Raw genomic sequence first — 25935 nt, 5'->3', positions numbered from 1 at the left:
CGCCCTCACACTGGCCGTCACGCAACGAATCGGACAAGGAGTCCAGCATGAAGATCTTCATCACGGGAGCGGGCGGTTTCATCGGCGGATCGATCGCGGCGGGGCTCGCCGCCGACGGGCATCGCGTGGTCGGGCTGGTGCGGCGCGAGCAGCAGGCCGCGGAACTGCGCGCGATCGGCGTCGAGCCGTGCGTCGGCTCGCTCGACGACCGCGCGCTGCTGGTGCGCGAGGCGCAGGCGGCCGACGCCGTGATCAACGCGGCCGACAGCGACCATCGCGGCGCGGTCGAGGCGCTGATCGAGGGCCTGCGCGATTCCGGCAAGGTGCTGCTGCATACGAGCGGATCGAGCATCGTCGGCGACGCGTCGGGCGGCGAAGCCGGCGAGCAGGTCTACCACGAGGACGCGTTGCCCGAGCCGACCGCCGACAAGGCGCCGCGCGTGGCGATCGACCGGCTCGTGCTGGGCGCCGCGCAGGCGGGGATTCGCCCGGCCGTGCTTTGCAACACGCTGATCTACGGCCATGGTCGCGGGCTGCCGCGCGAGAGCGTGCAGCTGCCGCGGCTGGTGCGGCAGGCGCAAAAGAGCGGCGTGGTGCGCCACGTCGGCCCGGGCCGCAACATCTGGTCGAACGTCCATATCGACGACGTGGTCGAGGTCTACCGGCTCGCGCTCGAACGCACGCCGGCCGAAGGCACGTTCTACTTCATCGAGAACGGCGAGGCCGCGTTTCGCGACATGTCGGCCGCGATCGCGACCGCGATGGGGCTCGGCGCGGCCGAGGACTGGCCGCTCGCCGAGGCCGAGGCGGAATGGGGCTACGAGATGGCGAACTACGGGCTCGGTTCGAACAGCCGCGTGCGCGGCGAGCGCGCCCGGCGCCTGCTCGGCTGGCAGCCGAAGCACGCGTCGGTGATCGACTGGATCACGGGCGAGATGGTGCGCGGCGCCTGAGGGAAACAACGCCCGTACGCGATGGCCTTGCCGCCGCGCGCGGGCATCAGGGGACCAGCAGGCGTGAATGCCGCGCCGCGCCTACTCGTCGGCTTCCTTGAACGCCTTCGGATAGACGCGCACCAGCACGATGCGCGGCCCGTTCATCTTCTTGACTACCACGTCGAAGCGCTCGAACGACACGCGCTGGCCCTCGGCGGGCAGGTCGCTGAGCGCCTGGATCACGAGGCCGCCCACCGATTCGGCGCGGCCTTCGTCGATGTCGATGCCGAGCGCCTGTTCGAGCGACACCACGGGCAGGCTGCCCTTTCCCATCAGCGTGCCGTCGTCGAGGCGCGCCCAGTCGGCGTCGCCCTGGCGGAATTCGTCGTGGATCTGGCCCACCAGCGCGCCGAGCAGGTTGTCGAGCGTGAGGAAGCCGATCGGCTTCTCGTGCTTGTTGCCGACCAGCGCGAAATGCGGCGCGCCCTTGCGAAAGCGCCGGAACAGTTCGAGCGCGGGCATGTCGGGCTTCACGTACTGCACCGGGCGCACGTAGTCGGACAGGTCCTCGAGCGCGGCGCCCGCGTGGCGCGCGAGCAGCAGGTCCTTCAGGTGGATCAGGCCGGACACGTGCTCGCGCGAGGCGTCGGTGAACAGCGGATAGCGGCTGAAGCGGTGGCGCGCGACCACCTCCATGTTGTCGACGAGCGGCAGGTCGCGGCGCAGGCCGACCATCTCGTTGGCCGGGCGCATCAGGTCCGAGACCGTCATCGAGGTGAAATCGAGCGAATGCGCGAGCGTGTTCCACTCGTCGCGGCTGTAGGCGGCGATCGGCGCCTTCGAGGTGCTCGCCGCATTGCGGCGGCTGCGCAGGATCAGCTTCAGCTCGTCGGTGGAGTAGTGCGAATCGCCGCCGTGGTCGGCCGTCAGGCCGACGATGCGCAGCACCGCGTTGGCGCTCGTGTTGAGCACCCAGATCGCCGGATACATCACCCAGTAGAACGCATAGAGCGGCAGCGCGAGCCACAGGCCGACCTGCTCGGGCTGGCGGATCGCCATCGATTTCGGCGCGAGTTCGCCCACCACGATGTGCAGGAACGAGATCACCGAGAACGCGAACACCAGCGAAATGCCGTGGACCAGCTCGGCGGAGCGGATGCCGAGCGCGTCGAGCAGCGGCGAGAGGATCTCGGCGAAGGCCGGCTCGCCGATCCAGCCGAGGCCGAGCGAGGCGAGCGTGATGCCGAGCTGGCAGGCCGACAGGTAGGCGTCGAGCCGTGCATGCACGATGCGCAGGATGCGGCCGCGCACGCCGTGCTGACGGGCCAGCGTCTTCACGCGCGTCGCGCGCAGCTTGACCAGACCGAACTCGGCGGCGACGAAAAATCCGTTCAGGGCTACCAGCAGCAACGCGCCGATCAGCGCGATGATCTGTATCAACGCAACAACTCCGGAAATAAGGGAAGCGTCAGTATAGAGGCGGAAAGGCGAACGTAAAGTTCGCCGTTCGGAAAAATCCTCATGCGGAGGCCGTGCGCGGCAGCGTCAGCACGATGCGCGCGGCGCTGCCGGCTTCGAGCACGGGCGGCGTGAAGCTGCCGCCGTGCGCGAGCGCGACGCGATGGCAGAGCGCGAGCGCCCAGGGCGGGCGGCGCGCGTCGCGTTCGAGCAGCGCCTCGCGCCGCGCGCCGCTGTCGAGCGCGTGCGGCAGCGAGGGCTCGACCAGCGCGGCCGGCTCCGGCGTGAAGCTGGCCTCGAAACTGACCGTGTCGGCCGCGCGCCGCGCATCGCAGGCGAGCGTGACGGCCGCGCCGGGCGCGCCGGCCTCGATCGCGAACACCGTCATCGACCACAGCGTCTGCGCGAGCCGCTCGCGATCGGCGTTCAGCGACGCGTCGGGCGCCGCTTCCAGCGCGGTCACGACGTCGATGCCGCGCGCCTCGCCGAGCGCCACGCGCGCGAGCGCCGCGACCTCGTCGACGAGCGGCGCCAGCGCGCAGCCTTGATGGGCGAGCGCGAGCGTGCGCGTATCGGCGCGCGGTGCGTCGAGCGCCGCGCCGATCAGCTTCGTCTGCTGTTCGATGCCGATCCGGATGCCGTCGAGCGCGCGTTGCAGCGCCGCGTCGCCGGGCGGCAGCTGGCGTTCGAGCACGTAGGCCCAGCTGTGCATCGCGTTGAGCGGGCTGCGCAGATCGTGCGAGGCGACCGACAGCGCCTGCTCGCGCGCGAACAGCGCGTTTTCCGTGACGTAGCGGGCGGCGCGCTCGCGCAGCAGGGCGGCGGCGGGATCGTCGTGGGACAGGGTCACGAGGCGGACGTGAGGAGGGTGGTGGAACCGCCATTATAGGGACCGGATGGCGAGCCGTCGCGCGGTCCGACGCGAGCCGCCGTCAGGCCGGCAGTTGCGGGCCTTCGCGCGCGGCGGCGCGGTCTGCGCGGTTCGGCAGCAACTGGCAGGCGAGCAGGCCGGCCAGCATCAGCGCGCAGCCGGCCAGCGCGCGCGGCGCCAGCGTCTCGCCGAGCGCGGCCCAGCCGGCGATCGCCGCGAACACGCCTTCCATGCTGAAGATCACGGCCGCATGCGCGGGCGCCGCGTTGCGCTGCGCGACCACCTGCAGCGTATAGCCGACGCCCACCGACAGCAGGCCGCCATAGAGCAGCGTGGGCAGCGCGTGCCGCAGCGTGGCCGCGTCGAGCGTCTCGATGCCGAGGCCGAGCGCGCCGCACAGCAGGCCGCAGACCGCGAACTGCTGGAACGCCAGCACGAGCGGGTCGTGGCGCCGCGCGAAATGGCCCACCGCAATCACGTGGACCGCGATCAGCGCCGCGCAGGCGAGCTGGAAGCCGTCGCCGACCATCACCGTGACATGCTCGTCGACGCTGAGGAAATAGAGGCCGACGGCCGCCAGCGTCGCGCCGGACCAGGTGCCGAAGCCGGCCCGGTGCCGCAGCAGCACGCCGATCAGCGGCACCAGCACGACGTAGAGCGAACTGATGAAGCCGGCATTGGCGATCTTCGTGTATTGCAGGCCGATCTGCTGCAGCGAGATCGACACGGCCAGCAGCGTGCCGAGCAGCAGCCCCGGAGCAAGCCCGGCCGGACGCCGCACGAGCGCGACGAGCGCCGCGCGTGCCGGCGCCCTCGCGAGCAGCAGCGGCACCAGCACCAGCGCGCCGAGCAGGAAGCGCAGGCCGGTGTAGAGGAACGGGCCGATCACGGCCAGGCTGAGCCGCTGCGCGACGAAGGCCGAGCCCCAGATCGCGGCGGCGCCGAGCATCAGCAGGTTCGCGCGGAGGTGTTGGCGGGCGGCAGGCGTCATCGGAAAACCCGGAATGGAAAGGGAAAGGACAGCGCGACAGTGTATGCCCGCGCGGCGAGCGCCGCCGTGAACCGGCGCAAGGGTATCGGCCGCAGCGGTTCGGGCGAGCGGGCGCGGCTGGCCGGGCGACGCGATCGCCGTGTCCCGCGGCGGCTTTCCGAGGCGCCCGGCGCCGGGCCGCGCGTCGGCTGACCGGGCCCGCGCCGGCTTCCCCGGGGTCGCGTCCGGCGTCGCGCCACCGGGCCCGCGCTTCGTGCCCGCCGCGGCTTGACGGGCCCACATGGCACGCGGCGCGCGGGCGGGCGCGCCGGCGCATGCCGTGTACCATGGATGGCATCGATGGCCGCCGGCGGTTGCACGGGTGTGACGGGCGGGCTGGCGAATGGAGGTGACATGACGCGTGTCCTCGAAATCGTGCTCGGGCTGCCGCTGCCGGGCGGCGGCGTGCCGGCTTCCCGGAGGCGCGGCGCGGCTCGCGCGGTGCGCGACTTCGGCGCGGAGCTGGTGCGCGCTTGGCGGATCTGTCCGCCGGTGCGGATGAAGCGCGGGCACGAACGCCTGACGATCCGCCCGCTCGCGCTGGCCGACGCGGTGCCGGCCGCGGCCGGCTGGCTCGCGTGGCACGAAGCGGGTGCCTCGGGGGAGGCGACGATGGTCGTGCGCGCGACGGCGTTCGCGCCGGGCGTGGCGGTGCGCGATCGGCTCGACCTGCCGTCGAGCGGCACCGCCGAGGCTCGAGCCGGCGGCGATGGCGCGGACGATCACAAGGAAGATGAACTGGCGAGCCGGATACGTCGTGCGCTGGCGCAAGGTGCGGTCCACGGTTACGAGATCGAGGCACCGGGCGCGCCGGCCGACGAAGCCGGCCGCACGCCCGTAGCGGCGGCTGTGATGGCCGGGCGCGCCGAAGCCGAGGCGGCGCAGGCCGTTCCCGCCGCGATCGAAGCCGGCGACGCGCCGGCCGAATTTTCACCCACGCCATCCGCCGGACCTGCCGCCGCTCCCGCGCGCGCGTCCTTCAGCTTCGAATGCGAACGCCGCCGCGGCCGCTGGCAGCGCGAGGATCGCGCGCCCGTCGAACTGACGCTCGACGACCTGACCTGGCGCACCGCCGCCGGCGCCGGCCGCCACTGCGAGCTGCGTCTCGCGGTGGCCGATCCCGGCGATGCCGCCGGCCGCATCGCCGCGCTGCACGCGCTGTTCGACGCAGCGCGCGAGCTGAGCGGGGCGGGGCCGGCGTTCCTGAAGCCGGCTTCGCTCGTCGATCTGGCCTGCGCCGGCCGCCTGCCCGATCACGACGACGGCCCGAGCTACGCGGCCTCGATCGAACTCGGCAGGCTGCATACGCAGCGCGAGGCGCTGTTCGTGCTCGGCACGAACGTGGCCGCGCAATGGCTCGGCAACGATGCCGGCGTGCGCGACAGCAACGATCCCGAATACGTCCATCAGATGCGCGTCGCGCTGCGCCGCCTGCGCACGCTGATGCGGCTGTTCAAGGATTTCACCGACGAGACCTATCGCGACGCGTTCGCGGCCGACATGAAGTGGCTCGGCACGCAGCTGGGCGTGGTGCGCGACTGGGATGTCTGCGTCAGCGAAACGCTGCCCGGGCTGGCCGAGGCCGATACCGACATCGCCGGGGCGCCGGGCTGGGCCGCGACGCTCGATGCCGCGGCGCGGCAGCGCGACGTCGCGCGCGGCGAGCTGCGGCAGGCGGTGGCGTCGTCGCGCTACGCGCGGCTCGTGCTCGGCTGGATCGAATGGCTCTGCGTGCTGTCGCTGGGCTCCGACGACGACGCCACGCGCAAGCAGCGCCGTTCGCTGAGGCGGCACGCGGCGAAGCGCGTCGACCGCTTGTTCGCGCGGCTCTACGGCGCGCCGAAGCTGACCAGCATCGATCCGGCCGAGCGCCATCACGTGCGCATCGACGCGAAGCGGTTGCGCTACGCACTCGAGTTCTTCGCCTCGATCACCTCGCGCAGCACGCGCGAGAAGCTCGTCAAGCGCGTATCGCGCGTGCAGGGCACGCTTGGCGACGCGAACGACGCGCAGGTCGCGCTGCATCATCTCGAACGCTTGTCCGCGCCGCCCGAGCAGCTCGGTTTCGCGCGCGGCTACGGCGCGGCGGCGCAGCGCTACGCGGCAGTCGCGGCCGAAGCGCAACTGCGCCGTCTGTGGCGGCCGAAGATTCGCGGCGCGAGGGGTGGGCGGCGTTGAAGGAAGGGGCGTTGGACCGTTGGCCGAGGCCGCCGCTCAGATGCGATGCAGCGGCGCGTTCGGGTCGAGCGTGGCGGAGGTCGGCCGCGACATCGGCCGGTAGTTCGGGTTCGCCTTCCAGCGTGCCCGCACGTAGGGGCGCTCGTGGCCCGACACCTTCAGCGCCACCTGGGTGACCCAGCGCTGCGACGGCACCGGAATGCCGTGCAGCGTGATGGTGACGATCGCAAGGCTGGCCACCACGGCCGGCACCGACCAGCGATGCGGCTGCGCGCGCCAGGCGATCAGCACGAACGACAGCGCCGCGAACGCGCCCACCACGCAGCCGGTGATCGCCTCGGACGGCGAATGCGCCGACAGCACCACGCGCGACAGCGAAACGGCCACGCCGAGCGCGAGTCCGAACGCGACGCCGGTGGCACGCAGCGCGGGATGGGCGCGCGTGAGCGCGATCAGCATCGCGACCGGATAGACCGAGGTGGACAACATCGAATGGCCGCTGAAGCCGGTGAAATCCCAGGCGCGGATGCCGATGCCCCAGCCGAGGAACGCGATCTTGGTCAGCGCGACCGCCGAGACCGCCGCGCCGAGCACGCCGAGCCAGGTCAGCGCGAGGCGCGCCGAATAGCCGAGCGCGAGCCAGACGGCCAGCGTCGCGGCGAGCGGCAGCGTAATGCCGGCGCTGCCGAAGTAGGTGATCCAGTTCCAGAGGCGAAGCGGCAGGTCGTACATCGGGAATCGGCGGCCAGGTCGGGCGGGAAACGGAGCCGGCGCGTGTCGCCCGGGGCGGGGCGACGGCGCACGGCAGGCGGCTGTCACCCGCGCAGTATACCGGGCTCGCCGCGCGGGCTGTCATGATCGCGCCCCCGGTAAAGCTTCGAAAATGATGTTATTGTGCAATGCACAAAATCATCCCGGCGGCATATTGTTCATGCCCCGATTCGACTGCGAGCCCCACTGATGACCAAGAGTCTGACCAAACTGTGGCTGGGCGGTATGAAGAAAATGCTGCGCACGCCAGCGCCGCGACTGCCGGCCGGCATCGCCGACGCGATCTTTTCCGCTCCTCCCGCCACCGAGGTCCGTCCGCCCCGCGCGGCCGATGCCGAGACCCGGCCCCAGCCGCCGCGCGAGTCGCGCGTGCGGCCGCGCGCGGCCGCCTGGGCGGGGGGCGAGTGGTCGCGAGGCGATCACCCGCTGCCGTTCGTGGTCGGGCGCTTCGTCAGCCATCTCGGCTACGCGCTCTACGTACCGGACGGGCTGCCCGAGGGCGCGCCGCTCGTCGTGATGCTGCATGGCTGCAAGCAGGATGCCGCGCAGTTCGCGCAGGGCACGCGGATGAACCTGCTGGCCGATCGCCATGGGTTCGCGGTGCTCTATCCCGAGCAGTCGATCCAGGCGCATTCGCATGGCTGCTGGCACTGGTACGACGATACCGAGCGCGGCGGACGCGGCGAGGCGCGTGCTGTGGTCGACCTGGTCGATACGCTGGTGGCGGCGCGCCGTCTCGACGCCTCGCGCGTCTACGTGGCCGGCCTGTCCGCCGGCGCCGGCCTCGCGACGCTGCTGGCGCTGCATTTCCCCGAGCACTTCGCGGCGATCGCGCTGCATTCCGGGCCGGCCTTCGGCGACGCGCATTCGGGCATCACCGCGATGGACGTGATGCGCCGCGGCCTGCATCGCGCGCCGGCGGCGCTTGCCGACAGCTATGCCGCGCCCGGCACCTACCCGGGGATGCCGGCGCTGATCGTGCATGGCGACGACGATCCGGTGGTGTCGCCGGCCAACGCCGACCATCTCGCGATCGAATTCCTGCGCCTGAACGGCCTGGCCGACGCCGACGGCGAGCCGTGCGGCGTCGAGCGGATCGACACGCTAGCGGACGACACGCAACTGGTCGATTACCGACGCGGCGGCACGCCGGTGGTGCGGGTCTGCCGCGTCGCCGGCCTCGACCACGCCTGGGCCGGCGGCGACGACACGGTGCCGTTCCACGCCTCGACCGGCCCCGACGCGAGCGCGATGATCTGGGGCTTTTTCGCGGACAAACAACGGCAAGCTGCGACAATCTGACCAGTATTTTTGAAACGCTGGCGGCTTCTACGGGTTTTCCCTATAATCCGGGTTAATACCTAAGCGATAACCCTTGGATTGGAGAGTTCGTATGATGTACCTGCTGAGCCGCCTGTTCCTGTTCCTGACGAAATCCTCCGAGCAGATCGCGAAAGAGCGCGCCGACGCCTATCTGGCCGACGCGACCGATCTCTACGATCTCGAATTTCGCATCCGCAAGCTCGATCACGATGCCGCGCGTCGCGCGCCGTCGTGGATGGCAGCGCGCTGAGTCCCGCGCGGCCGGATTCGCCCGGCAAGTCTGATTCCGGCGGTATTGTCCGCCGACAAAAAAGGCGTGGTGACCTTCCGGTCGCCACGCCTTTCCTTTTCCTCCTGCGCATCCCGCGCGTCTCTCGCGGTGGCGGCTGCGTCGCGGCACCGGGGTCGACCCGGAGGCCGCGCCCGCCGGCCGGTCTTACGCGATCACGAGCCGCACTGGCACGTTGTTGCGCGTTGCGTTCGAGTACGGACACACCTCGTGCGCCTTGTCGACGAGCGCCTTCGCCGCTTCCGGCTCGAGGCCCGGCAGCGAGATGCGCAGCTCGACGTCGAGCCCGAAGCCGCCCTGGTCGTTCGGGCCGATCCCCACTTGTCCCGTCACCGTCGCATCAGCCGGCAGCGTCTGCTTCGTCTGGCCGGCGACGAATTTCATCGCGCTGAGGAAACAGGCCGAATAGCCGGCGGCGAACAACTGCTCCGGGTTCGTGCCGTCCGCGCCCGTGCCGCCGAGTTCGCGCGGCGCCGCCAGCTTCACGTCCAGCTTGTTGTCTGCCGAAACCGCCCGGCCGTCGCGGCCGCCCGTGCTCGTTGCGCTCGTCTGGTAAAGGATGTTCATGGTGCACTCCTGTTCATGTCGATGAGGGGGAACTGGCGCGGCGAATCGGCTGCCTTCCCTGAATTCGTCTGCCACGACGAAAATATATTGAACAAATGATTAGTGCGCAAATGAAATTGCGATGACGCACGGCGAAGCGTTGGCCGGGCCCGTTTCGGAGCCCGCCCGGTTCGCCGTTCAGTCGCCGTTGTGATCCTTCAGCGCGTCGCGCAGTTGCCGCAGTTCCTCGCGCAGGCGGATCAGGAAGTCCGGTGTTTGCTGCATCGCACAGAAGAGTTCGGTCGGCACCGAGCGCGCCGCCTGGCGCAGCGCGGTACCCGCCGGCGTCAGCCGCGCGTGGACCAGGCGTTCGTCGGCCGTGCCGCGCACCCGTTCGAGATAGCCGAGCGCCTCGAGCCGCTTCAGCAGCGGCGTGACGGTGGCCGAATCGAGGTTCAGGCGCGCGGCGATGTCCTTGACCGCGATGTCGTCGGTTTCCCAGAGCACGAGCATCGTCAGGTATTGCGGATAGGTCAGCGAGAGCCGCTCGAGCAGCGGCTTGTACGCCTTCGTCATCGCGAGCGAGGTCGAATAGAGCGCGAAGCAGAGCTGCTCGTCGAGCGTAGTGGGGACGGTAGGGAGATCGTTCATGAGCGGAGACCCGTCGTTCGGGCGCAAAAAACTTGCACGCTAATGATTCTGCACCGAACCGTCGCGGCTGGCGAGCGCGGCGCCGGGAAACCCGGGCGCCGGCGCGTGGATCGGGATCGTGAGGCGCGCTCAGCGCGCGGGCGGCACGGCCGGGCCACCCGGTTCCTGCACGCCGAAGCAGCCGCGATAGGTCGCGTAGAACGAGCAGTAGAGCGCCGCCGTGACCACCACCGAGGCCGGCATCATGACTGTCATCGCATAGGGGCCGGCGCCGATCGCGTGCATCAGCCAGGCCAGCGCGAACGACACGCCGATCGCGACCGCGAACCACAGCAGCCCGTACAGCGTGAACGCCCAGCGGTTGCGCCAGCAGCTGACGACGCTGAAGAACAGCGCCTTGGCGGGCGGGATCTCGTGCCAGGCGGTCAGCACCGGCGCGAACCAGAACATCATCGACACCGGCACGTAGAGCAGCGCCGAGATCAGCAGCGCGACCAGCGTGTTGGTGGTGAGGATCGTGGCCGGGTCGAGGCCCTCGACGCCGAGGCCGAACATGATCCGCAGCAGCGTGCCGCCGTCGCCGAGCGCCGAGCAGGCGAACACGATCGCGATCGACACGACGTAGAGGCCGCCGAGCGTGAACAGGCGCTGCATCGTCAGGCTGCCGTAGGAGCGGAAGCCGTCGAGCAGGATCGTCGGCAGCACCGGCTTGCCGGCCACGGCGTCGCGGCAGGCGGCCATGAAGCCGACCGAGATGCCGGGGATGAACAGCAGCGGCAGCGCCGCGCCGATCACCGGCACCAGCGACACTATCATCATCGCCAGCAGGTAGCTGAAGAACAGCGTGATGAACGCGAGCGGATTGCGGCGGAACAGCCAGATGCCCTGGCGGAACCAGACGTAGCCGGTCTTGGCGGGGACTTCGATCAGTTGCATGGGGTGTGTCGCTCGGGGAGGGGCCGCGCGTGGGCGATGCGCTCGCGCAGGATCCGCTCGAAATGGCCCGGGTCGTGCGGCTTGAGCATCTCCGCGGCACGGGGCAGGTGGAAATCATACAGGCGCGAGACCCAGAAGCGGTACGCGCCCGCGCGCAGCATGTCGGGCCAGTGGCGGCGTTCGTCATCGGTGAACGGTCGCACGGTCTGGTAGGCGCGCAGCAGCGCGTCGGCGCGGTCGGCGTCGAGCGCGCCCGTGGCGAGGTCCGAGCACCAGTCGTTGACGGTCACGGCCACGTCGAACAGCCACTTGTCGCAGCCGGCGAAATAGAAATCGAAGAAGCCGCCGAGGCGCACCGCCTGGCCGGTGTCCGGCGCCGCGCCGGCGAACAGCACGTTGTCGCGGAACAGGTCGCAGTGGCACGGGCCGTCGGGCAGCGCCGCGTAGCCGCCGGAGCCGAAGAAGCGCTGCTGGTGCGCGAGTTCGCCCTCCAGCAGCGAGCGCTGGCCGGCGTCGATGAACGGCGCGATTGCCGGCACGTTCTCGCGCCACCACGGCAGGCTGCGCAGGTTCGGCTGGCGGTTCGCGTAGTCGCGGCCCGCCAGGTGCATGCGCGCGAGCATCTGGCCGACCTCGATGCAGTGGGCCTCGCCGGGCGCGAGCTCGGCCGAACCGTCGAGCTTCGTGACGATCGCGGCCGGCTTGCCGTGCAGCTCGCCGAACAGCGTGCCGTCGGCGCGCTCGACGGGGTCGGGCACCGGCACGCCGTGCCGCGCCAGATGGCGCATCAGTTCGAGGTAGAACGGCAGTTGGGTGGCCGTCAGCTTCTCGAACAGGGTGAGGACGTATTCGCCGCGCGTCGTCGTCAGGAAAAAATTGCTGTTCTCGATGCCGGACGGAATGCCGCGAAACGCGACGACTTCGCCGAGATCGTAGTGGCGCATCCATTGCGCGAGATCGGAGTCGGAGACTGCGGTGAAAACGGCCATGCGGGGGGACTTCGAAACGGGTTGGCAGGCCGGCGCGTGCGCACCGGCGGCTGCGGAGGGGGCGGGTTCGCCGCCCCGTCGGACCGGCGATGCCGGGCGAGGCGGATCAGTAGTTCAGGTTGATCGACGGCACGCGCGTGACCGGCACGTTGCCGTTGTGCGGACGCGGCGAGATGTCGGGCGTCGAGCTCATCTGGTAACGGGTGCCGAAGTTCGAGCGCACGTCGATCTCGACGGGCTTGCCGCGGTCGCGGAACTCGGTCACCTCGGTGCCGCTCACGCTCTTTTCGTGAAAGCTCGGCGTGCGCTGGATATCGGCGAAATCGATCTTCGACGTCACTTCCGCGCCGGGCCGGTTGATCTTGGTCAGATCGGGCAGGCCGGCGGCTTCGTCCTGCGCGGCCCGGGCCTTGGCCTCGTCGCTCGGCGGCGGGCCGTCGGCATGCGCGGGGCCGACGAGGGCGACGGCCGTCGCGAGCGCGGCGGCGAAAATGAGCGGCTTCATGGGTTTCTCCAATTTAACCTCAGGATTCTAGCAAAACCGGACCGTGTGCCGGGCTTGCCGTAGCGCCGGTGTGGCGGCTCCGCGTCGCCGGAATCGCGGGGTTCCTGTGATAATGTCGCAAGCAACTGAAGAGGCAATGACAATGCACAACGACATCAATCGCCAACCTCCGCTCTCGCCTGAAAATCCGCCCGTCGAAGCGTTCGACGATCCCGTTGCCGCGGTCGCACGGCTGTCCTCGATCTACGAAACCCATACCGCGTTCCTGCGCGACGCGTTCGCGCGCTACCGGCGCAGCGAGCCGCTCGGCGGCCATGTGCGCGCCTGCTATCCGTTCGTGCGGGTGCGCACCGACGTCAATACCCGCATCGATTCGCGCCGCTCGTATGGTTTCGTGGCCGGCCCGGGCGTGTTCGAGACCACCGTCACGCGCCCCGATCTGTTCGCGAGCTACTACCGCGAGCAGCTGCGCCTGCTCGCGCGCAACCACAACGTGAAGATCGAGGTGGGCGTGTCCGAGCAGCCGATTCCGATCCATTTCGCGTTTTCCGAGGGCATCCACCTCGAAGGCGATCTCGACCGCGATCGCCTGCTGGCGATGCGCGACGTGTTCGACGTGCCGAACCTCGCGAACCTCGACGACCGGATCGTCAACGGCACCTACGAGCCGGAGCCGGACGGGCCGTTTCCGCTCGCGCTGTTCACCGGCGCGCGCGTCGATTTCTCGCTGCACCGGCTGCGCCACTACACGGCCACGGCGCCGATGCATTTCCAGAACTACGTGCTGTATACGAACTACCAGTTCTACATCGACGAATTCGTCAAGCTCGGCCGCACCATGATGTCGGCGAGCGACGATCCGGCCGTGCGCGAGTACCGCAGCCAGTACACCTCGTTCGTCGAGCCGGGCGACGTGGTCACTTATAACGCGAATCTTGGCAACGAGCCCGTGGAGGGCGCGCCAGCCCCGCGACTGCCGCAAATGCCGGCCTACCACCTGAAGCGCGCGGACGGCAGCGGCATCACGATGGTCAACATCGGCGTCGGCCCGTCGAACGCGAAGACGATCACCGATCACATCGCCGTGCTGCGCCCGCACGCGTGGGTCATGCTCGGCCACTGCGCGGGGCTGCGCAACACGCAGCGGCTCGGCGACTACGTGCTGGCGCACGGCTACGTGCGCGAGGACCACGTGCTCGACGACGACCTGCCGCTCTGGGTGCCGATCCCGGCGCTGGCCGAGGTGCAGGTCGCGCTGGAGCGGGCGGTCGCGCAGGTCACGAAGCTTGACGGCAGCGAACTGAAGCGCGTGATGCGCACGGGCACCGTGGCGAGCGTCGACAACCGCAACTGGGAGCTGCGCGACCACCGCGAACCGGTGCAGCGGCTCTCGCAGAGCCGCGCGATCGCGCTGGACATGGAGAGCGCGACGATCGCCGCGAATGGGTTCCGCTTCCGCGTGCCTTACGGCACCTTGCTGTGCGTGTCGGACAAGCCGCTGCACGGCGAGCTGAAGCTGCCTGGGATGGCGGATCAGTTCTATCGCGCGCAGGTGGACCAGCATCTGCAGATCGGCGTGATGGCGATGGAGATCCTGCGCACCAACGGGCTGGCGAAGCTGCATAGCCGCAAATTGCGGAGCTTCGCGGAAGTGGCGTTTCAGTAAGTTGAACCTGAAAGGCGGCGCGGGCCTTGCGGTCCGCGCCGCCTTTTGGCGTGCCCGATTGGCGCGCGATTGCCCGCGCCGAAACTCGCCGCTTTCCGGTTACGGCAGATTCCTGATGAGGGTATCGAGCATTGCGTAGTCGTTCTGCGCGTCGACATTGATGTCGAATTCCATTCGCGTCAATCACAAGCCACAAAAACAAAGCCGCCCGAATTACTCCAGGCGGCTTTATCAAGCGTGAGAGTCGCTTCGCTTATCGCGTGGCGGCCGTGGCGCAGTTAGCGGCACTCATTGTGGCCCCAGTGTCCCGGCGGGCAATGCGGGCGGTCGTGGCGGTGATGATCCATCCACTCCTGGCGTTGCCAGTAGCGGTGGCCGTCCCAGTAACGGTCGCCGTGCCAGCCGATCACGACGGCCGGGCCGCCCGGCGTGACGACGACTTCCGCGTGCGCGGCGGCGCTGGAGAGCGCGATACCCATGGCGACGAGCGTCGTGGCGATCAGATTGCGTTGTTTCATGGTCTTCTTCTCCTCGAAACGTGGATCAAAGGTGGCCGCCGCGTCGAATGCCAAGCTTGCCTCGGCTTCGGCTGCGCTGTCCTGCTGCGGTCACGGCACGGAATCCAGTCTGGCGATCGGGCGGATTAATTGGCGTGTGGATTTGTAACCTTGGATTTTTTGAGACGGTCAGTCATCGGGCCCCGTTTGATGGCCGCATGGCCCTCGCCAAGGCGGCCGGTCCCCGCGACAGGCCCGGCGCGGGCCGCGCCGACCGACGCCCGGCCGTCGACAGCGAACGGACGTGTCTCCGGATACGCCTCGTTACGAATCCGGGCAAGTGTTTCGGCCGGCGATCCATGAAAACGTCGCGCAGGTCCGCTACGATGGCGCTGCCTGACGGGTTGCCGCAGGGGTTGCCGAGGCTGCCTGGGTTGCCGGTCATGCACCTCGTCGACGAAGATTGACGAAAATCAAGGGTTTTCCCTTATCATCAATTTCGGGCGTCGGCCGTTGTGTAAGAACACGCACCGCGCCTCCACCGGTTTTCATCCGCGCCACCACCCGTTTCCTCATCGAATTCGCAATGCTTCGCCATCTACACCATCGCATCAGGCACGTCGCCACGACCCGCCTGAGGACGCTTAATGTGCTCGCGGGCGCCTGGTCGCGCCGCCGGCCGTTATGGATGGTGTCGTTCGCGGTCAACGACGCGAGCCTGGCGGAAGGGCTGCGCGCCGCCTGCGCGTCGACGGCGATGCTGGTGGCCGGCAACCTGCTGCACGAGCCTGAGTTCGCGTGGGCCGCGATCGGCGCGTTCTGGACCTGCCTGGCCGACGCGGCGGGCTCGAACCGCACGCGTTTCGCGTCGATGGCGAGCTTCGCGGTGCTGTCCACGCTCTGCGGCGGCATCACCGCGTTCGCCTCCGGCGTCGGCACCGTCGCCGCGCTGCTCGCGGTGCTGGTGTTCACCTCGCTCGGCGCGCTGGGCCGGATCTGGGGCGCCGCCACCGCGCAGGTGACGATCCTGGCCGCCACCGCCTGCGTGGTGATGGCCGACCGGCCAATGCATGACTGGCATAACGGTCTCGCCTTCCTCGGCGTCTATTTCGTCGGCTGCGTGCTGGCGATCGTGCTGAGCCTGACGATCTGGCGCATCCATCCGTTCGCGCAGAGCCGTGCCGCGGTGCGCGGCATCTACGTGCGGCTCGCCGACATCGCGCTCGACGCGTCGCGCCTGCTGACGGACGCGGAACAGACGCAGCGCGCCTGGGAAATGCATGCCGCGAAATACCGTTCCGACGCGCGCTCGGCGCTCGAAGCGGCGCGCCGCACGCTCGCGCGCATGCCGGTGGCGAAGACGGACCGGCGCGAGTCGTATGCGAACCTGCTGATCGCGGTGGCCGACGGCGAGCGCTGGTTCGCGCACCTGATCGCGGTGGCGGGCGTCTGCCAGCGCGGCCGGCAGACGCTGCGCGATCCGCGCCGCGCCTCGCGCGTGCTGGCCGGCATCGCCGAACTGCTGCACCGTACCGGCGACGCGATCGACGAGGCGCCGTGGGAGCGGCCCGACGCGCTGCAGCGCCGGCTGCGCCGCTTCGCGCGCGGGCTCGACACGGCACTCGGTGAGTCGATGACGATGGCCCTGCAGCTGGAACCCGATCCGTCCGATCTCGCGCACCTGCCGCGCCGGCAGATGTCGTGGACGCGCAGCCTGCGCATGGTGCTCGCGCGCGCCTGGGTGACGCTGCGCGCAAACCTGTCGTGGAAGTCGATCGGGCTGCGGCACGCGGCACGCGTCTCGGTGGCCACCACGCTCGGCTTTCTGGTGGTGCGGCTGCTCGGCGTGCCGTTCGGCTACTGGACGACGATGGCGACGCTGCTGATCCTGCAGCCGTCGATCGCCGGCACCTGGCCGCGCAGCGTCGAGCGCGCCGCGGGCAGCATCGTCGGCGGCCTGCTGGCGGCCGCGATCGGGCTCGCCGTGCATTCGCCGATCGGCATCTCGCTGGTGGTGTTCCCGCTGGTCTGCGCGACCATGGCGCTGCGGCCCGTCAGCTACAGCCTGTTCGTGCTGTTCCTCACGCCCACCTTCGTGCTGGTGGCCGACTTCGCGATGCCGGCCGCGAACGAGCTGTCCTATGCGCTGACGCGGCTCGGCAACAACGTGCTCGGCTGCGTGATCGCGCTCGTCGCGACCTTCGTGCTGTGGCCCACGCGCGAGCAGATCGACATTCGCGGCCAGCTGGCCGCCGCGATCGCGGCGAACCTGCGCTATCTGGTCGACGCGATCGAGGCGCCGGGCCGCGCGAACCGCGAGGCCGAGCGCCTGCGCCGCGAGGCGGGGCTCGCCAGCAACAACGCGGAAGAGGCGTTCAACCGGATTCGTCTCGAACGGCTCGACGACACGCGCTTCGACACGGCCGCCTCCACGGTGCTGGGGCTGCTGCGCCGGATGGCCGGCACCGCCGCGCACCTGCGCGCCAGCGTGCATGGGCCGCGCATGGAGATCGACCTGGTCGAATGGGTGGCCGCCGCGAGCGACGACATCGACGCGATGCTCGCGACCGGCCGCGTGCCGCCGCGCCGTCCGCTGCCGCCGCGCGAGAAGCTCGCGCAGCTCGAGATGGACGCGGTCGGGCAGATCGCGCTGCTGCAGCGCCTGATCGGCGACCTGCAACTCGACGACGGGCCGCTCGCGCGGCGCAACACGGTGCCGGCGCGGCGCGCGGGCTGAGACGGCGCGCGGCGAGCCGGACGCCGCGCCACTTCCTGTGGCAATTCGGACCGCCGAGAACATATCGCAGTGCGAAGCATCAAGCCTGCTACATTGCCCGCCATTGCCCACCGTCGCGCGGCCCGAAAAGCAAAACGGGCGACGCATTGCGCGTCGCCCGTCCGGACGGATCAAGCCGCTCGACGATTACAGATAGAACATCCGGTCGTCGTCGCCGCGCTCGTCGCGTTCCTGCTCCGGTGCTTCCGGCGCGCTGCCGTCGTCGCCGGTGTCCTCGTAGAACGCGAGCACGGCTTCCAGCACCTGGTCCGGATCGTCGATCACCTGCATCAGGTTCATGTCGTCCGGGTTGATCAGCCCCATCGGAATCAGCTGGTCGCGGAACCATTGCAGCAGGCCCTGCCAGAACTCGCTGCCCACCAGGATGATCGGCACGAGGCGCGATTTCTTGGTCTGGATCAGCGTGAGCACTTCGGACAGCTCGTCGAGCGTGCCGAAGCCGCCCGGCATCACGACCACCGCGTCGGAATTCTTCACGAACGTGACCTTGCGCGTGAAGAAATGGCGGAAGCGCAGCGAGATGTCCTGGTAGTTGTTGCCCGACTGCTCGTGCGGCAACTCGATGTTGAGGCCGACCGACGGCGCCTTGCCCGCATGGGCGCCCTGGTTCGCCGCTTCCATGATGCCGGGGCCGCCGCCGGAGATCACCGCGAAGCCCGCGTCGGAGAGCTTGCGCGCGATCTGCGCGGTCAATTGATAGTGCGGGGAATCGGCCTTCAGGCGTGCTGAACCGTAGATGCTGACGGCAGGGCGGATCTCGGACAGGTACTCGGTCGCCTCAATAAACTCTGCCATAATCGTGAACATCTGCCACGATGCGCGGGCCTTCTTGGCCGTCGCGCGTTCTTGATCTGCGAGCGAACGCAAGCTCGGAATCACTTTTCTCTTATTCATAATGCCTGAAGAACGGAACCTGGAAGGTAAGACCCTGCTATTGGTGGATGGTTCGAGCTATCTCTATCGGGCTTACCACGCGATGCCTGATCTGCGCGGGCCGGGCGGGGAGCCGACTGGCGCGCTCTACGGGATCATCAACATGCTGCGCCGCATGCGCAAGGAAGTCCGTGCAGAGTATAGCGCGTGCGTGTTCGATGCCAAGGGCAAAACGTTCCGCGACGATCTCTATGCCGACTACAAGGCGAACCGCCCGTCGATGCCGCCCGATCTCGCACTGCAGATCGAGCCGATCCACGAGGCCGTGCGCGCGCTCGGCTGGCCGCTCTTGATGATCGAGGGCGTGGAGGCCGACGACGTGATCGGCACGCTCGCGCACGCGGCCGAGGCGCACGGCATGAAGGTCGTGATCTCGACCGGCGACAAGGATCTCGCGCAGCTCGTCACGGGCCACGTCACGCTCGTCAACACGATGACGAACGAACTGCTCGATCGCGACGGCGTGGTCGCGAAGTTCGGCGTGCCGCCCGAACGCATCGTCGATTATCTTTCGCTGATCGGCGATACCGTCGACAACGTGCCCGGCGTCGAGAAGTGCGGCCCGAAGACGGCCGTCAAATGGCTCACGCAGTACGAGACGCTCGACGGCGTCGTCGAGCATGCGGCCGAGATCAAGGGCGTGGTCGGCGACAACCTACGCCGCGCGCTCGATTTCCTGCCGCTCGCGCGCAAGCTCGTGACGGTCGAGACGGCCTGCGAGCTGAAACCGCAGGTCGAGTCGATCGAGGCGTCGCTCGCCACCGGCGCCGAGTCGCGCGCCGCGCTGCTGCCGATCTTCGAGGCCTACGGCTTCAAGACCTGGCGCCGCGAACTCGAGGCGATGCCCGAGGACGGCGTCGAGCCGACGCCCGAAGGCATCGATCCGGTGCCGGCCGCCGCCGAGATCGAGCGCAACTACGAAACCGTGCAGACCTGGGCGCAGTTCGACGCGTGGCTCGCGAAGATCGACGCGGCCGCGCTGACCTCGTTCGACACCGAGACGACCTCGCTCGACCCGATGGTCGCGCAGGTCGTCGGCCTGTCGCTGTCGACCGAGCCCGGCAGCGCCGCCTACGTACCGGTCGCGCATCGCGGCCCCGACGCGCCCGAGCAGTTGCCGCGCGACGCGGTGCTCGCCAGGCTCAAGCCGTGGCTCGAAAATCCGGCGCGCAAGAAGGTCGGCCAGCATCTGAAGTACGACGCGCAGGTGCTCGCCAACTACGACATCGCGCTGAACGGCATCGAGCACGACACGCTGCTCGAATCCTACGTGCTCGAATCGCATCGCACGCACGACATGGACAGCCTCGCGCTGCGCCATCTCGGCGTCAAGACCATCAAGTACGAGGAAGTGGCGGGCAAGGGCGCGCAGCAGATCGGCTTCGACGAAGTGGCGCTCGATGTGGCCGCCGCCTACGCGGCCGAGGATGCCGACATCACGCTGCAGCTGCATCGCGCGATGTATCCGCAGGTCGAGCGCGAAGCGGGCCTGAAGCGCGTCTATGCCGAGATCGAGCTGCCGGTGTCGTTCGTGCTGCGCAAGATGGAGCGCACCGGCGTGCTGATCGACAGCGGCCGGCTCGAAGTGCAGAGCCGCGAGATCGCGGCGCGGCTCATCGAGCTCGAAGGCGAGGCCTACACGCTCGCGGGCGGCGAGTTCAACCTCGGCTCGCCGAAGCAGATCGGCCAGATCTTCTTCGAGAAGCTGCAGCTGCCGGTGGTGAAGAAGACGCCGAGCGGCGCGCCGTCCACCGACGAGGAAGTGCTGCAGAAGCTCGCCGAGGATTACCCGCTGCCGAAGCTGCTGCTCGAACATCGCGGCCTGTCGAAGCTGAAGTCCACCTATACCGACAAGCTGCCGCGCATGATCAACGCCAGCACGGGCCGCGTCCACACCAACTACGCGCAGGCCGTGGCCGTGACGGGGCGGCTCGCCTCGAACGATCCGAACCTGCAGAACATCCCCGTGCGTACGGCCGAGGGCCGGCGCATCCGCGAGGCGTTCATCGCCGCGCCGGGCTGCAAGATCGTGTCGGCCGACTATTCGCAGATCGAGCTGCGCATCATGGCGCACATCTCCGGCGACGAATCGCTGCTGCGCGCGTTCTCGCAGGGCGAGGACATCCACCGCGCGACGGCTGCCGAGGTGTTCGGCGTGACGCCGCTCGAGGTCAGCACCGACCAGCGCCGCATCGCCAAGGTGATCAACTTCGGGCTGATCTACGGCATGAGCGCGTTCGGCCTCGCCTCGAACCTCAGCATCACGCGCGACGCGGCCAAGCTCTATATCGACCGCTATTTCGCACGTTATCCGGGCGTCGCGAACTACATGGAAACCACACGCGCGTCGGCCAAGGAGCAGGGCTACGTCGAAACCGTGTTCGGCCGCCGCCTGTGGCTGCCCGAGATCAACGGCGGCAACGGCCCGCGCCGCCAAGCGGCCGAGCGCGCCGCGATCAACGCGCCGATGCAGGGCACGGCCGCCGACCTGATCAAGCTGTCGATGATCGCCGTGGACGGCTGGCTCGAACGCGACGGCCTGCGCTCGCGCATGATCATGCAGGTCCACGATGAACTCGTGCTCGAGGTGCCCGAGGCCGAGCTGGCGCTGGTGCGCGAGAAGCTGCCCGAGATGATGAGCGGCGTCGCGAAGCTGAAGGTGCCGCTGGTGGCCGAGGTCGGCGCCGGCGACAACTGGGAAGAGGCCCACTGACCGGTATCGCACGGGCCGGCGGCGCACGCCGCCGTCATCGTGCGAGGCGCGAACCGGGGCACGATTCCTGCGGCGGCCATCCGACGCGTGCCGCGCCATCGCCATCCGGCGAAGCGGGCGCGCGGGCTGTCGGCCGGCCGCGATGCCTCGTCACCGCCCGGCCGCATGCATTCCCGAACCGCGAAAGGGGGATTGATGCATCGTTTCATCATCGTAGGCGGCGGCGCCGGCGGGCTCGAACTCGCGACCCGGCTTGGCGACCGCTACGGCGCGCGCGGCAGGCGCGAGGCCCGCGCGCTGGTCACGCTGGTCGACCGTTATCCGACCCACATCTGGAAACCGCTGCTGCACGAGGTGGCCGCGGGCAGCATGGATCCTTTTACACAGGAGCTTGAATATGCCGCCCAGGCGCGCTGGCATGGCTTCGAGTTCCAGCAGGGCGAGCTGACCTCGATCGATCGCGGCGCGCGGCGCGTCGTGGTGGCCGCGGTACATGACAGCGACGGCCTCGAACTGATGCCCGAGCGCGTGCTCGAATACGACACGCTGGTCATCGCGATAGGTAGTACCACTCACTTTTTCGGCGTCGACGGCGCGCAGCAGCACGCGATCGCGCTCGATACGGTGGGCGAGGCCGAGCGCTTCCGCAAGCGCCTGATCGCGGCCTGCATCCGCGCCGAGTACCGCGTACCTGAGCCGGAGCCGGGGCAGACGGCCGTCGTGCCGGACCTGCCCGAGGCGCTCCAGCTGGCGGCACCGGCCGAACCGCGCGTGCAGGTCGCGATCGTCGGCGCCGGCGCGACCGGCGTGGAGCTGTCCGCCGAGTTGCGCAACACCGCCCAGGTCCTGGCCGCCTACGGCCTGCACAAACTCGATCCGAAGCACGACGTCGGCATCGTGCTGATCGAATCGGGGCCGCGCATCCTGCCCGCGCTGCCCGAGCGCGTGTCGAATGCGACCGCCGAACTGCTCGGCAAGCTCGGCGTGCGGCTGATGATGGGCGAGCGCGTGACCGAGGTCGCGCCGGGGCGCGTGCGGACCGCGAGCGGCCAGACGGTGCGCGCCGACCTGACGGTCTGGGCGGCCGGCATCAAGGCGCCGGCCCTGCTGTCGCGCCTCGACGGCCTCGAGGTGAACCGGCTCGGCCAGCTCGTCGTGCGTCAGACGCTGCAGACCACGCTCGACGACGACGTGTTCGCGCTCGGCGACTGCGCGGCCTGCGCGTGGGTCGGCTCCGATCGAGGCGTGCCGCCGCGCGCGCAGGCCGCGCACCAGCAGGCCAGCTTCCTGCTGCGCGCGCTGGCCTGCCGGCTCGACCGGCGGCCGCTGCCGTCGTTCACCTATCGCGACTTCGGCTCGCTGGTCTCGCTCGGCCACTTCAGCGCGGTCGGCAGCCTGATGGGCGGGCTGATCGGCGGCAACATGCTGATCGAGGGACTGTTCGCGCGCTTCATGTACATGTCGCTGTATCGGCTCCATATTGCAGCGCTGCACGGCTATCCACGCATGATGCTCGACACCGTCGCGCACTGGCTGCGCCGCTCGACGCTGCCGCGCGTGAAGCTGCACTGACCGGCCGCGAGGCGCCGGCTGCCGGCTGGCGCGACGCTGACGCCGGGCTGGCGGCGCGCTGACAGGCGGCACGGCGTGCGCGAAACAGTTGACGGCGCCGGCCATGTTTCGGCATCGTGTGCGGGTTCCGGGCGAACGGGGACGGATGGATGACCGCCGTTCCCGTCCGCGCCCGTTCGAATCCCCGGTGTCGCCGCCGTGCCCCGGCGCCACCGCCGCGCTGAATAACCAGGAGCCCTCCATGCTGAAACCCGAAGTGGACAGTCTCGTTCCGCACGTCCCGTTCAGTCGCCGCCGCTTCGTGCAGGCGGCGCTCGGCGGCTCGTTCGCCGCCGCGGTGCTGCCGGTGTCCGCACAAACGATCACGACCGACAGCAACGGCCTCGACTGCGACACGGTCGAGATCCGCTCGGGTGACGCGAGCGTGCCCGCCTATCGCGCACAGCCGGACGGCAAGAGCAACCTGCCGGTGATCGTCGTGATCCACGAGGTGTTCGGCGTTCACGCGCACATCGCCGACGTCTGTCGCCGCTTCGCGAAGCTCGGCTATCTCGCGATCGCGCCGGACCTGTACGCGCGGCAGGGCGATCCGTCGAAATATCCGACCATCCAGGGCCTCTACGAGGCGATCGTCAGCAAGGTGCCCGATCGTCAGGTCAGCGAGGATCTCGACGCGACGGTTGCGTGGGCCGGCAAGAACGGCGGGGATCTGACGCGGCTCGGCGTCAACGGCTTCTGCTGGGGCGGCCGGCAGGCCTGGCTGTTCGCCGAGCACAATCCGCACGTGCGCGCGGCGGTGGCCTGGTACGGCAAGGTGGTAGGCGATCGCAACGAAATGACGCCGTTCAATCCGATCGATCACGCGGCCGACCTGAAGGGGCCGGTGCTCGGCCTGTACGGCGCGAAGGACGACAGCATTCCGCAGGACACGCTGGCCCAGATGCGCGGCAAGCTGCTCGCGAGCGGCACGCAGGCCGGCCGCGAGTCGGAGATCCTCGCCTATCCGGACGCGGCGCACGCGTTCTTCGCCGACTACCGGCCGAGCTACGTGAAGGCCGATGCCGAGGACGGCTGGAAGCGCGCGCTCGCGTGGTTCCACCGGTACGGCGTCATGTGACGCCGCCGACGCGGATCAGGGATTCGGGCCGGTCGCGACCGGCCGCGACGGGTCCGCGCTCCATTCGCTCCACGAGCCCGCGTACAGCAGCGGGTTGTGGAGCCCGGCGATCTCCATGGCCAGCGCGTTATGGCAGGCCGTCACGCCCGAGCCGCACTGCAGGATCACGTTGTTGGCCGGCTGGTCGCCGATCACGCGCACCCATTCGTCGCGCAGCTCGTGGCCGCTCTTGAAGCGGCCTTCCAGGTTCAGGTTGTCCTTGAAGAAGCGGTTCACGGCGCCGGGGATATGGCCGCCGACGCGGTCGAGCGTCTCGTTCTCGCCGCGATAGCGGTCCGCGGCGCGCGCATCCACCACCAGCCGCGCTTTCGACGCGAGGTTGGCGACCACGGCCGCCGCGTCGATCACGGTCGCGAGCGGCGGCTGCGCGCGAAAATCGCCGGCGCGTTCGGCCGGCACGTCGCGCGTGAGCGCGCCGCCCGCCGCCTGCCACGCCGGCAGGCCGCCGTCGAGCACCGCCACCGAATCATGGCCGAGCCAGCGCAGCAGCCACCACAGCCGCGCCGCGTACATGCCGCCATGCGCGTCGTAGGCGACCACCTGCTGGTTCGCGCGCAGGCCCTGCGCGGCGAGCGTCGCGACCAGCGTCTCGCGCGCGGGCAGCGGATGGCGGCCGTTGCTGCCCGTCTTCGGGCCGGACAGGTCGCGGTCGATGTTCAGGTAGCGCGCGCCGGGCAGATGGCCGGCCGCGTAGGCCTGCGCGCCGGCGTCGGGATCGGTCAGATCGAAGCGGCAATCGAACACGAGGACGCTGTCCGGCGCGGCGGCGAGACGTTCCGCCAGATTGTCGGCGGAGATGAGCGTCGTGTAATGAGTGTGGGACATGGTAGCTCCTGCGGGGGAAACGGGCCGGAACCAACAAGTCTAAACAAAAAAAGACAGGCCGAAGCCTGTCTTTTGCGGGTCCCGCCGATGCGATGCCGGGCGCGTCAGATCGTGCCCAGCTTGCGGCGCAGGAACTCGTGGAAGTGCTGCATGCCGTCTTCCATCGGGCTCTGGTAGGGCCCGACCTGCGACTCGCCGCGTTCCATCAGCGCGCGGCGGCCCGCATCCATGCGCAGCGCGATCTCGTCGTCCTCGACCGCCGTTTCCATGTAGGCCGCGCGTTCCGCCTCGACGAATTCGCGCTCGAACAGCGCGATCTCCTCGGGGTAATAGAACTCGACGATGTTGGTCGTCTTCTGCGGGCCGCGCGGGATCAGCCACGACACCACGAGCACGTGCGGATACCACTCGATCATCAGGCCCGGGTAATAGACCATCCAGATCGCGCCGAACTCGGGCGGCACGCCGTCGCGGAAGCGCAGCACCTGCTCGTGCCACTTCTGGTACGTCGGGCTGCCCGGCTTGGCGAGCGCGTTGTGTACGCCGACCGTCTGCACGCTGTACCAGTCGCCGAACTCCCATTTGAGATCGTCGCAGGACACGAAGCTGCCGAGGCCCGGGTGGAACGGGACGACGTGGTAATCCTCGAGGTAGACCTCGATGAACGTCTTCCAGTTGTAGTCGCATTCATGCACTTCGACGTGATCGAACAGGTAGTCCGAGAAGTTGAAGTGATGGCGCGTGCCAAGGTTCGCGAGATCCTTGGCAACGTTGCGGCCTTCCGCCTCGAACAGCAGGCCCTGCCAGTTCTGCAGCGGCGTGCTGTTCAGGTTCAGGCAGGGTTTGTCGGGGAAGTGCGGCGCCCCGAGCAGCTGGCCATCGAGATCGTAAGTCCAGCGGTGCAGCGGACACACGATGTTGTTCGTGTGGCCGCGGCCGTTCAGCATGATCGCCTGCCGGTGACGGCAGACATTGGAAAGCAACTCGATGCGGGATTCCTGGTTGCGCACTAGCACGCGGCCTTCCTTTTCGGAGGGCAGCGCAAAATAATCTCCCGCCTCGGGCACCATCAGCTCGTGCCCGATGTAACGAGGTCCTTGCCTGAAGAGAGTTTCGACTTCGCGCGCCAGAAGCGCCTCGTCGAAATAAGCCGTGACTGGCAGTTGGCTCGATGCCGACTTCAACTGCAGCGCGTCGCTCAGATTGGACATTCCCACTCCCGGTGAAAGCGTGAAAGCAGTGAACAACCCAACCATCGAAGAATCGATTTAGG

The 25935-nt window shown here is 69.1% G+C and carries 22 protein-coding genes; 9 read left to right on the top strand and 13 right to left on the bottom strand.

Features of this window, described 5'->3' with window-relative positions; all coding sequences use genetic code 11:
• Positions 1-47 precede the first annotated feature (47 nt).
• On the top strand, positions 48-953 hold the full coding sequence (locus BpN12_RS10520) for an NAD-dependent epimerase/dehydratase family protein (protein ID WP_246792483.1): 906 nt from the start codon (positions 48-50) through the stop codon (positions 951-953).
• A gap of 81 nt (positions 954-1034) precedes the next feature.
• On the opposite strand, the gene BpN12_RS10515 is transcribed toward BpN12_RS10520, so the two are convergent.
• The 3 genes from BpN12_RS10515 to BpN12_RS10505 all read right to left on the bottom strand — a co-directional run bounded on the left by BpN12_RS10515 (position 1035) and on the right by BpN12_RS10505 (position 4255).
• On the bottom strand, positions 1035-2375 hold the full coding sequence (locus tag BpN12_RS10515; RefSeq protein WP_246792482.1) for a hemolysin family protein: 1341 nt from the start codon (positions 2373-2375) through the stop codon (positions 1035-1037).
• Positions 2376-2454: 79 nt separating this feature from the next.
• The gene (locus tag BpN12_RS10510) at positions 2455-3243 is read right to left on the bottom strand and encodes a sensor histidine kinase (protein WP_246792481.1); all 789 of its coding nucleotides are present in this window, start codon (positions 3241-3243) and stop codon (positions 2455-2457) included.
• 82 nt (positions 3244-3325) lie between these two features.
• The gene (locus BpN12_RS10505) at positions 3326-4255 is read right to left on the bottom strand and encodes a DMT family transporter (RefSeq protein ID WP_246792480.1); all 930 of its coding nucleotides are present in this window, start codon (positions 4253-4255) and stop codon (positions 3326-3328) included.
• Positions 4256-4648: 393 nt separating this feature from the next.
• Here BpN12_RS10505 and BpN12_RS10500 point away from each other — a divergent pair, with 393 nt between their 5' ends.
• Positions 4649-6472, top strand: a complete 1824-nt coding sequence (locus BpN12_RS10500; RefSeq protein WP_246792478.1) for a CHAD domain-containing protein — start codon at positions 4649-4651, stop codon at positions 6470-6472.
• Between the two features lie 36 nt (positions 6473-6508).
• Here BpN12_RS10500 and BpN12_RS10495 read toward each other — a convergent pair whose 3' ends face one another.
• Positions 6509-7204 (bottom strand): phosphatase PAP2 family protein, encoded by a 696-nt coding sequence (locus tag BpN12_RS10495; RefSeq protein WP_246792476.1) that lies wholly within the window; start codon positions 7202-7204, stop codon positions 6509-6511.
• Positions 7205-7432: 228 nt separating this feature from the next.
• Here BpN12_RS10495 and BpN12_RS10490 point away from each other — a divergent pair, with 228 nt between their 5' ends.
• Positions 7433-8545: an extracellular catalytic domain type 1 short-chain-length polyhydroxyalkanoate depolymerase gene (locus tag BpN12_RS10490; RefSeq protein WP_246792475.1), complete on the top strand. Its 1113-nt coding sequence runs from the start codon at positions 7433-7435 to the stop codon at positions 8543-8545.
• A 94-nt stretch (positions 8546-8639) separates the two neighbouring features.
• On the top strand, positions 8640-8816 hold the full coding sequence (locus tag BpN12_RS10485; protein WP_070107630.1) for a DUF3563 family protein: 177 nt from the start codon (positions 8640-8642) through the stop codon (positions 8814-8816).
• Positions 8817-9002: 186 nt separating this feature from the next.
• On the opposite strand, the gene BpN12_RS10480 is transcribed toward BpN12_RS10485, so the two are convergent.
• The 5 genes from BpN12_RS10480 to BpN12_RS10460 form a co-directional block, all read right to left on the bottom strand.
• Positions 9003-9422 (bottom strand): organic hydroperoxide resistance protein, encoded by a 420-nt coding sequence (locus BpN12_RS10480; protein WP_246792473.1) that lies wholly within the window; start codon positions 9420-9422, stop codon positions 9003-9005.
• A gap of 177 nt (positions 9423-9599) precedes the next feature.
• Entirely contained in the window at positions 9600-10052 is a 453-nt protein-coding gene (locus tag BpN12_RS10475) for a MarR family winged helix-turn-helix transcriptional regulator (RefSeq protein ID WP_198257015.1), read from the bottom strand.
• Between the two features lie 129 nt (positions 10053-10181).
• The gene (locus BpN12_RS10470; RefSeq protein ID WP_246792472.1) at positions 10182-10988 is read right to left on the bottom strand and encodes a BPSS1780 family membrane protein; all 807 of its coding nucleotides are present in this window, start codon (positions 10986-10988) and stop codon (positions 10182-10184) included.
• The gene (locus BpN12_RS10465) at positions 10979-11977 is read right to left on the bottom strand and encodes a homoserine kinase (protein ID WP_246792470.1); all 999 of its coding nucleotides are present in this window, start codon (positions 11975-11977) and stop codon (positions 10979-10981) included. The genes BpN12_RS10470 and BpN12_RS10465 overlap by 10 nt, the downstream gene beginning before the upstream one ends.
• Before the next feature lie 106 nt (positions 11978-12083).
• On the bottom strand, positions 12084-12482 hold the full coding sequence (locus BpN12_RS10460; protein ID WP_042628522.1) for a hypothetical protein: 399 nt from the start codon (positions 12480-12482) through the stop codon (positions 12084-12086).
• Positions 12483-12624: 142 nt separating this feature from the next.
• Between BpN12_RS10460 and BpN12_RS10455 the strand changes: the two genes are divergently transcribed.
• Entirely contained in the window at positions 12625-14148 is a 1524-nt protein-coding gene (locus tag BpN12_RS10455) for an AMP nucleosidase (protein ID WP_246794683.1), read from the top strand.
• A 278-nt stretch (positions 14149-14426) separates the two neighbouring features.
• Here the strand turns inward: BpN12_RS10455 and BpN12_RS10450 are convergent, their stop codons facing one another.
• On the bottom strand, positions 14427-14666 hold the full coding sequence (locus BpN12_RS10450) for a hypothetical protein (protein WP_246794682.1): 240 nt from the start codon (positions 14664-14666) through the stop codon (positions 14427-14429).
• Positions 14667-15231: 565 nt separating this feature from the next.
• Here BpN12_RS10450 and BpN12_RS10445 point away from each other — a divergent pair.
• Positions 15232-17382: an FUSC family protein gene (locus BpN12_RS10445; RefSeq protein WP_246792469.1), complete on the top strand. Its 2151-nt coding sequence runs from the start codon at positions 15232-15234 to the stop codon at positions 17380-17382.
• Positions 17383-17568: 186 nt separating this feature from the next.
• Here BpN12_RS10445 and BpN12_RS10440 read toward each other — a convergent pair whose 3' ends face one another.
• The gene (locus tag BpN12_RS10440; RefSeq protein ID WP_246792468.1) at positions 17569-18336 is read right to left on the bottom strand and encodes an LOG family protein; all 768 of its coding nucleotides are present in this window, start codon (positions 18334-18336) and stop codon (positions 17569-17571) included.
• Between the two features lies 1 nt (position 18337).
• Here BpN12_RS10440 and polA point away from each other — a divergent pair, with 1 nt between their 5' ends.
• The 3 genes from polA to BpN12_RS10425 all read left to right on the top strand — a co-directional run bounded on the left by polA (position 18338) and on the right by BpN12_RS10425 (position 23777).
• Positions 18338-21088, top strand: a complete 2751-nt coding sequence (polA, locus tag BpN12_RS10435) for a DNA polymerase I (RefSeq protein ID WP_246792467.1) — start codon at positions 18338-18340, stop codon at positions 21086-21088.
• Positions 21089-21283: 195 nt separating this feature from the next.
• On the top strand, positions 21284-22660 hold the full coding sequence (locus BpN12_RS10430) for an NAD(P)/FAD-dependent oxidoreductase (protein WP_246792465.1): 1377 nt from the start codon (positions 21284-21286) through the stop codon (positions 22658-22660).
• 241 nt (positions 22661-22901) lie between these two features.
• Entirely contained in the window at positions 22902-23777 is an 876-nt protein-coding gene (locus BpN12_RS10425) for a dienelactone hydrolase family protein (RefSeq protein WP_246792463.1), read from the top strand.
• Between the two features lie 15 nt (positions 23778-23792).
• Here BpN12_RS10425 and BpN12_RS10420 read toward each other — a convergent pair whose 3' ends face one another.
• Both BpN12_RS10420 and BpN12_RS10415 read right to left on the bottom strand, forming a co-directional pair.
• Complete coding sequence (locus BpN12_RS10420; RefSeq protein WP_246792462.1) at positions 23793-24662, bottom strand: sulfurtransferase; 870 nt, start codon at positions 24660-24662, stop codon at positions 23793-23795.
• A 104-nt stretch (positions 24663-24766) separates the two neighbouring features.
• Positions 24767-25873: an aromatic ring-hydroxylating oxygenase subunit alpha gene (locus tag BpN12_RS10415; RefSeq protein WP_246792461.1), complete on the bottom strand. Its 1107-nt coding sequence runs from the start codon at positions 25871-25873 to the stop codon at positions 24767-24769.
• Positions 25874-25935: the final 62 nt, after the last annotated feature.

The sequence above is a fragment of the Burkholderia perseverans genome (assembly GCF_022870505.1).
Taxonomy (GTDB): domain Bacteria; phylum Pseudomonadota; class Gammaproteobacteria; order Burkholderiales; family Burkholderiaceae; genus Burkholderia; species Burkholderia plantarii.
This window is presented reverse-complemented; position numbering and strand designations above follow the sequence as displayed.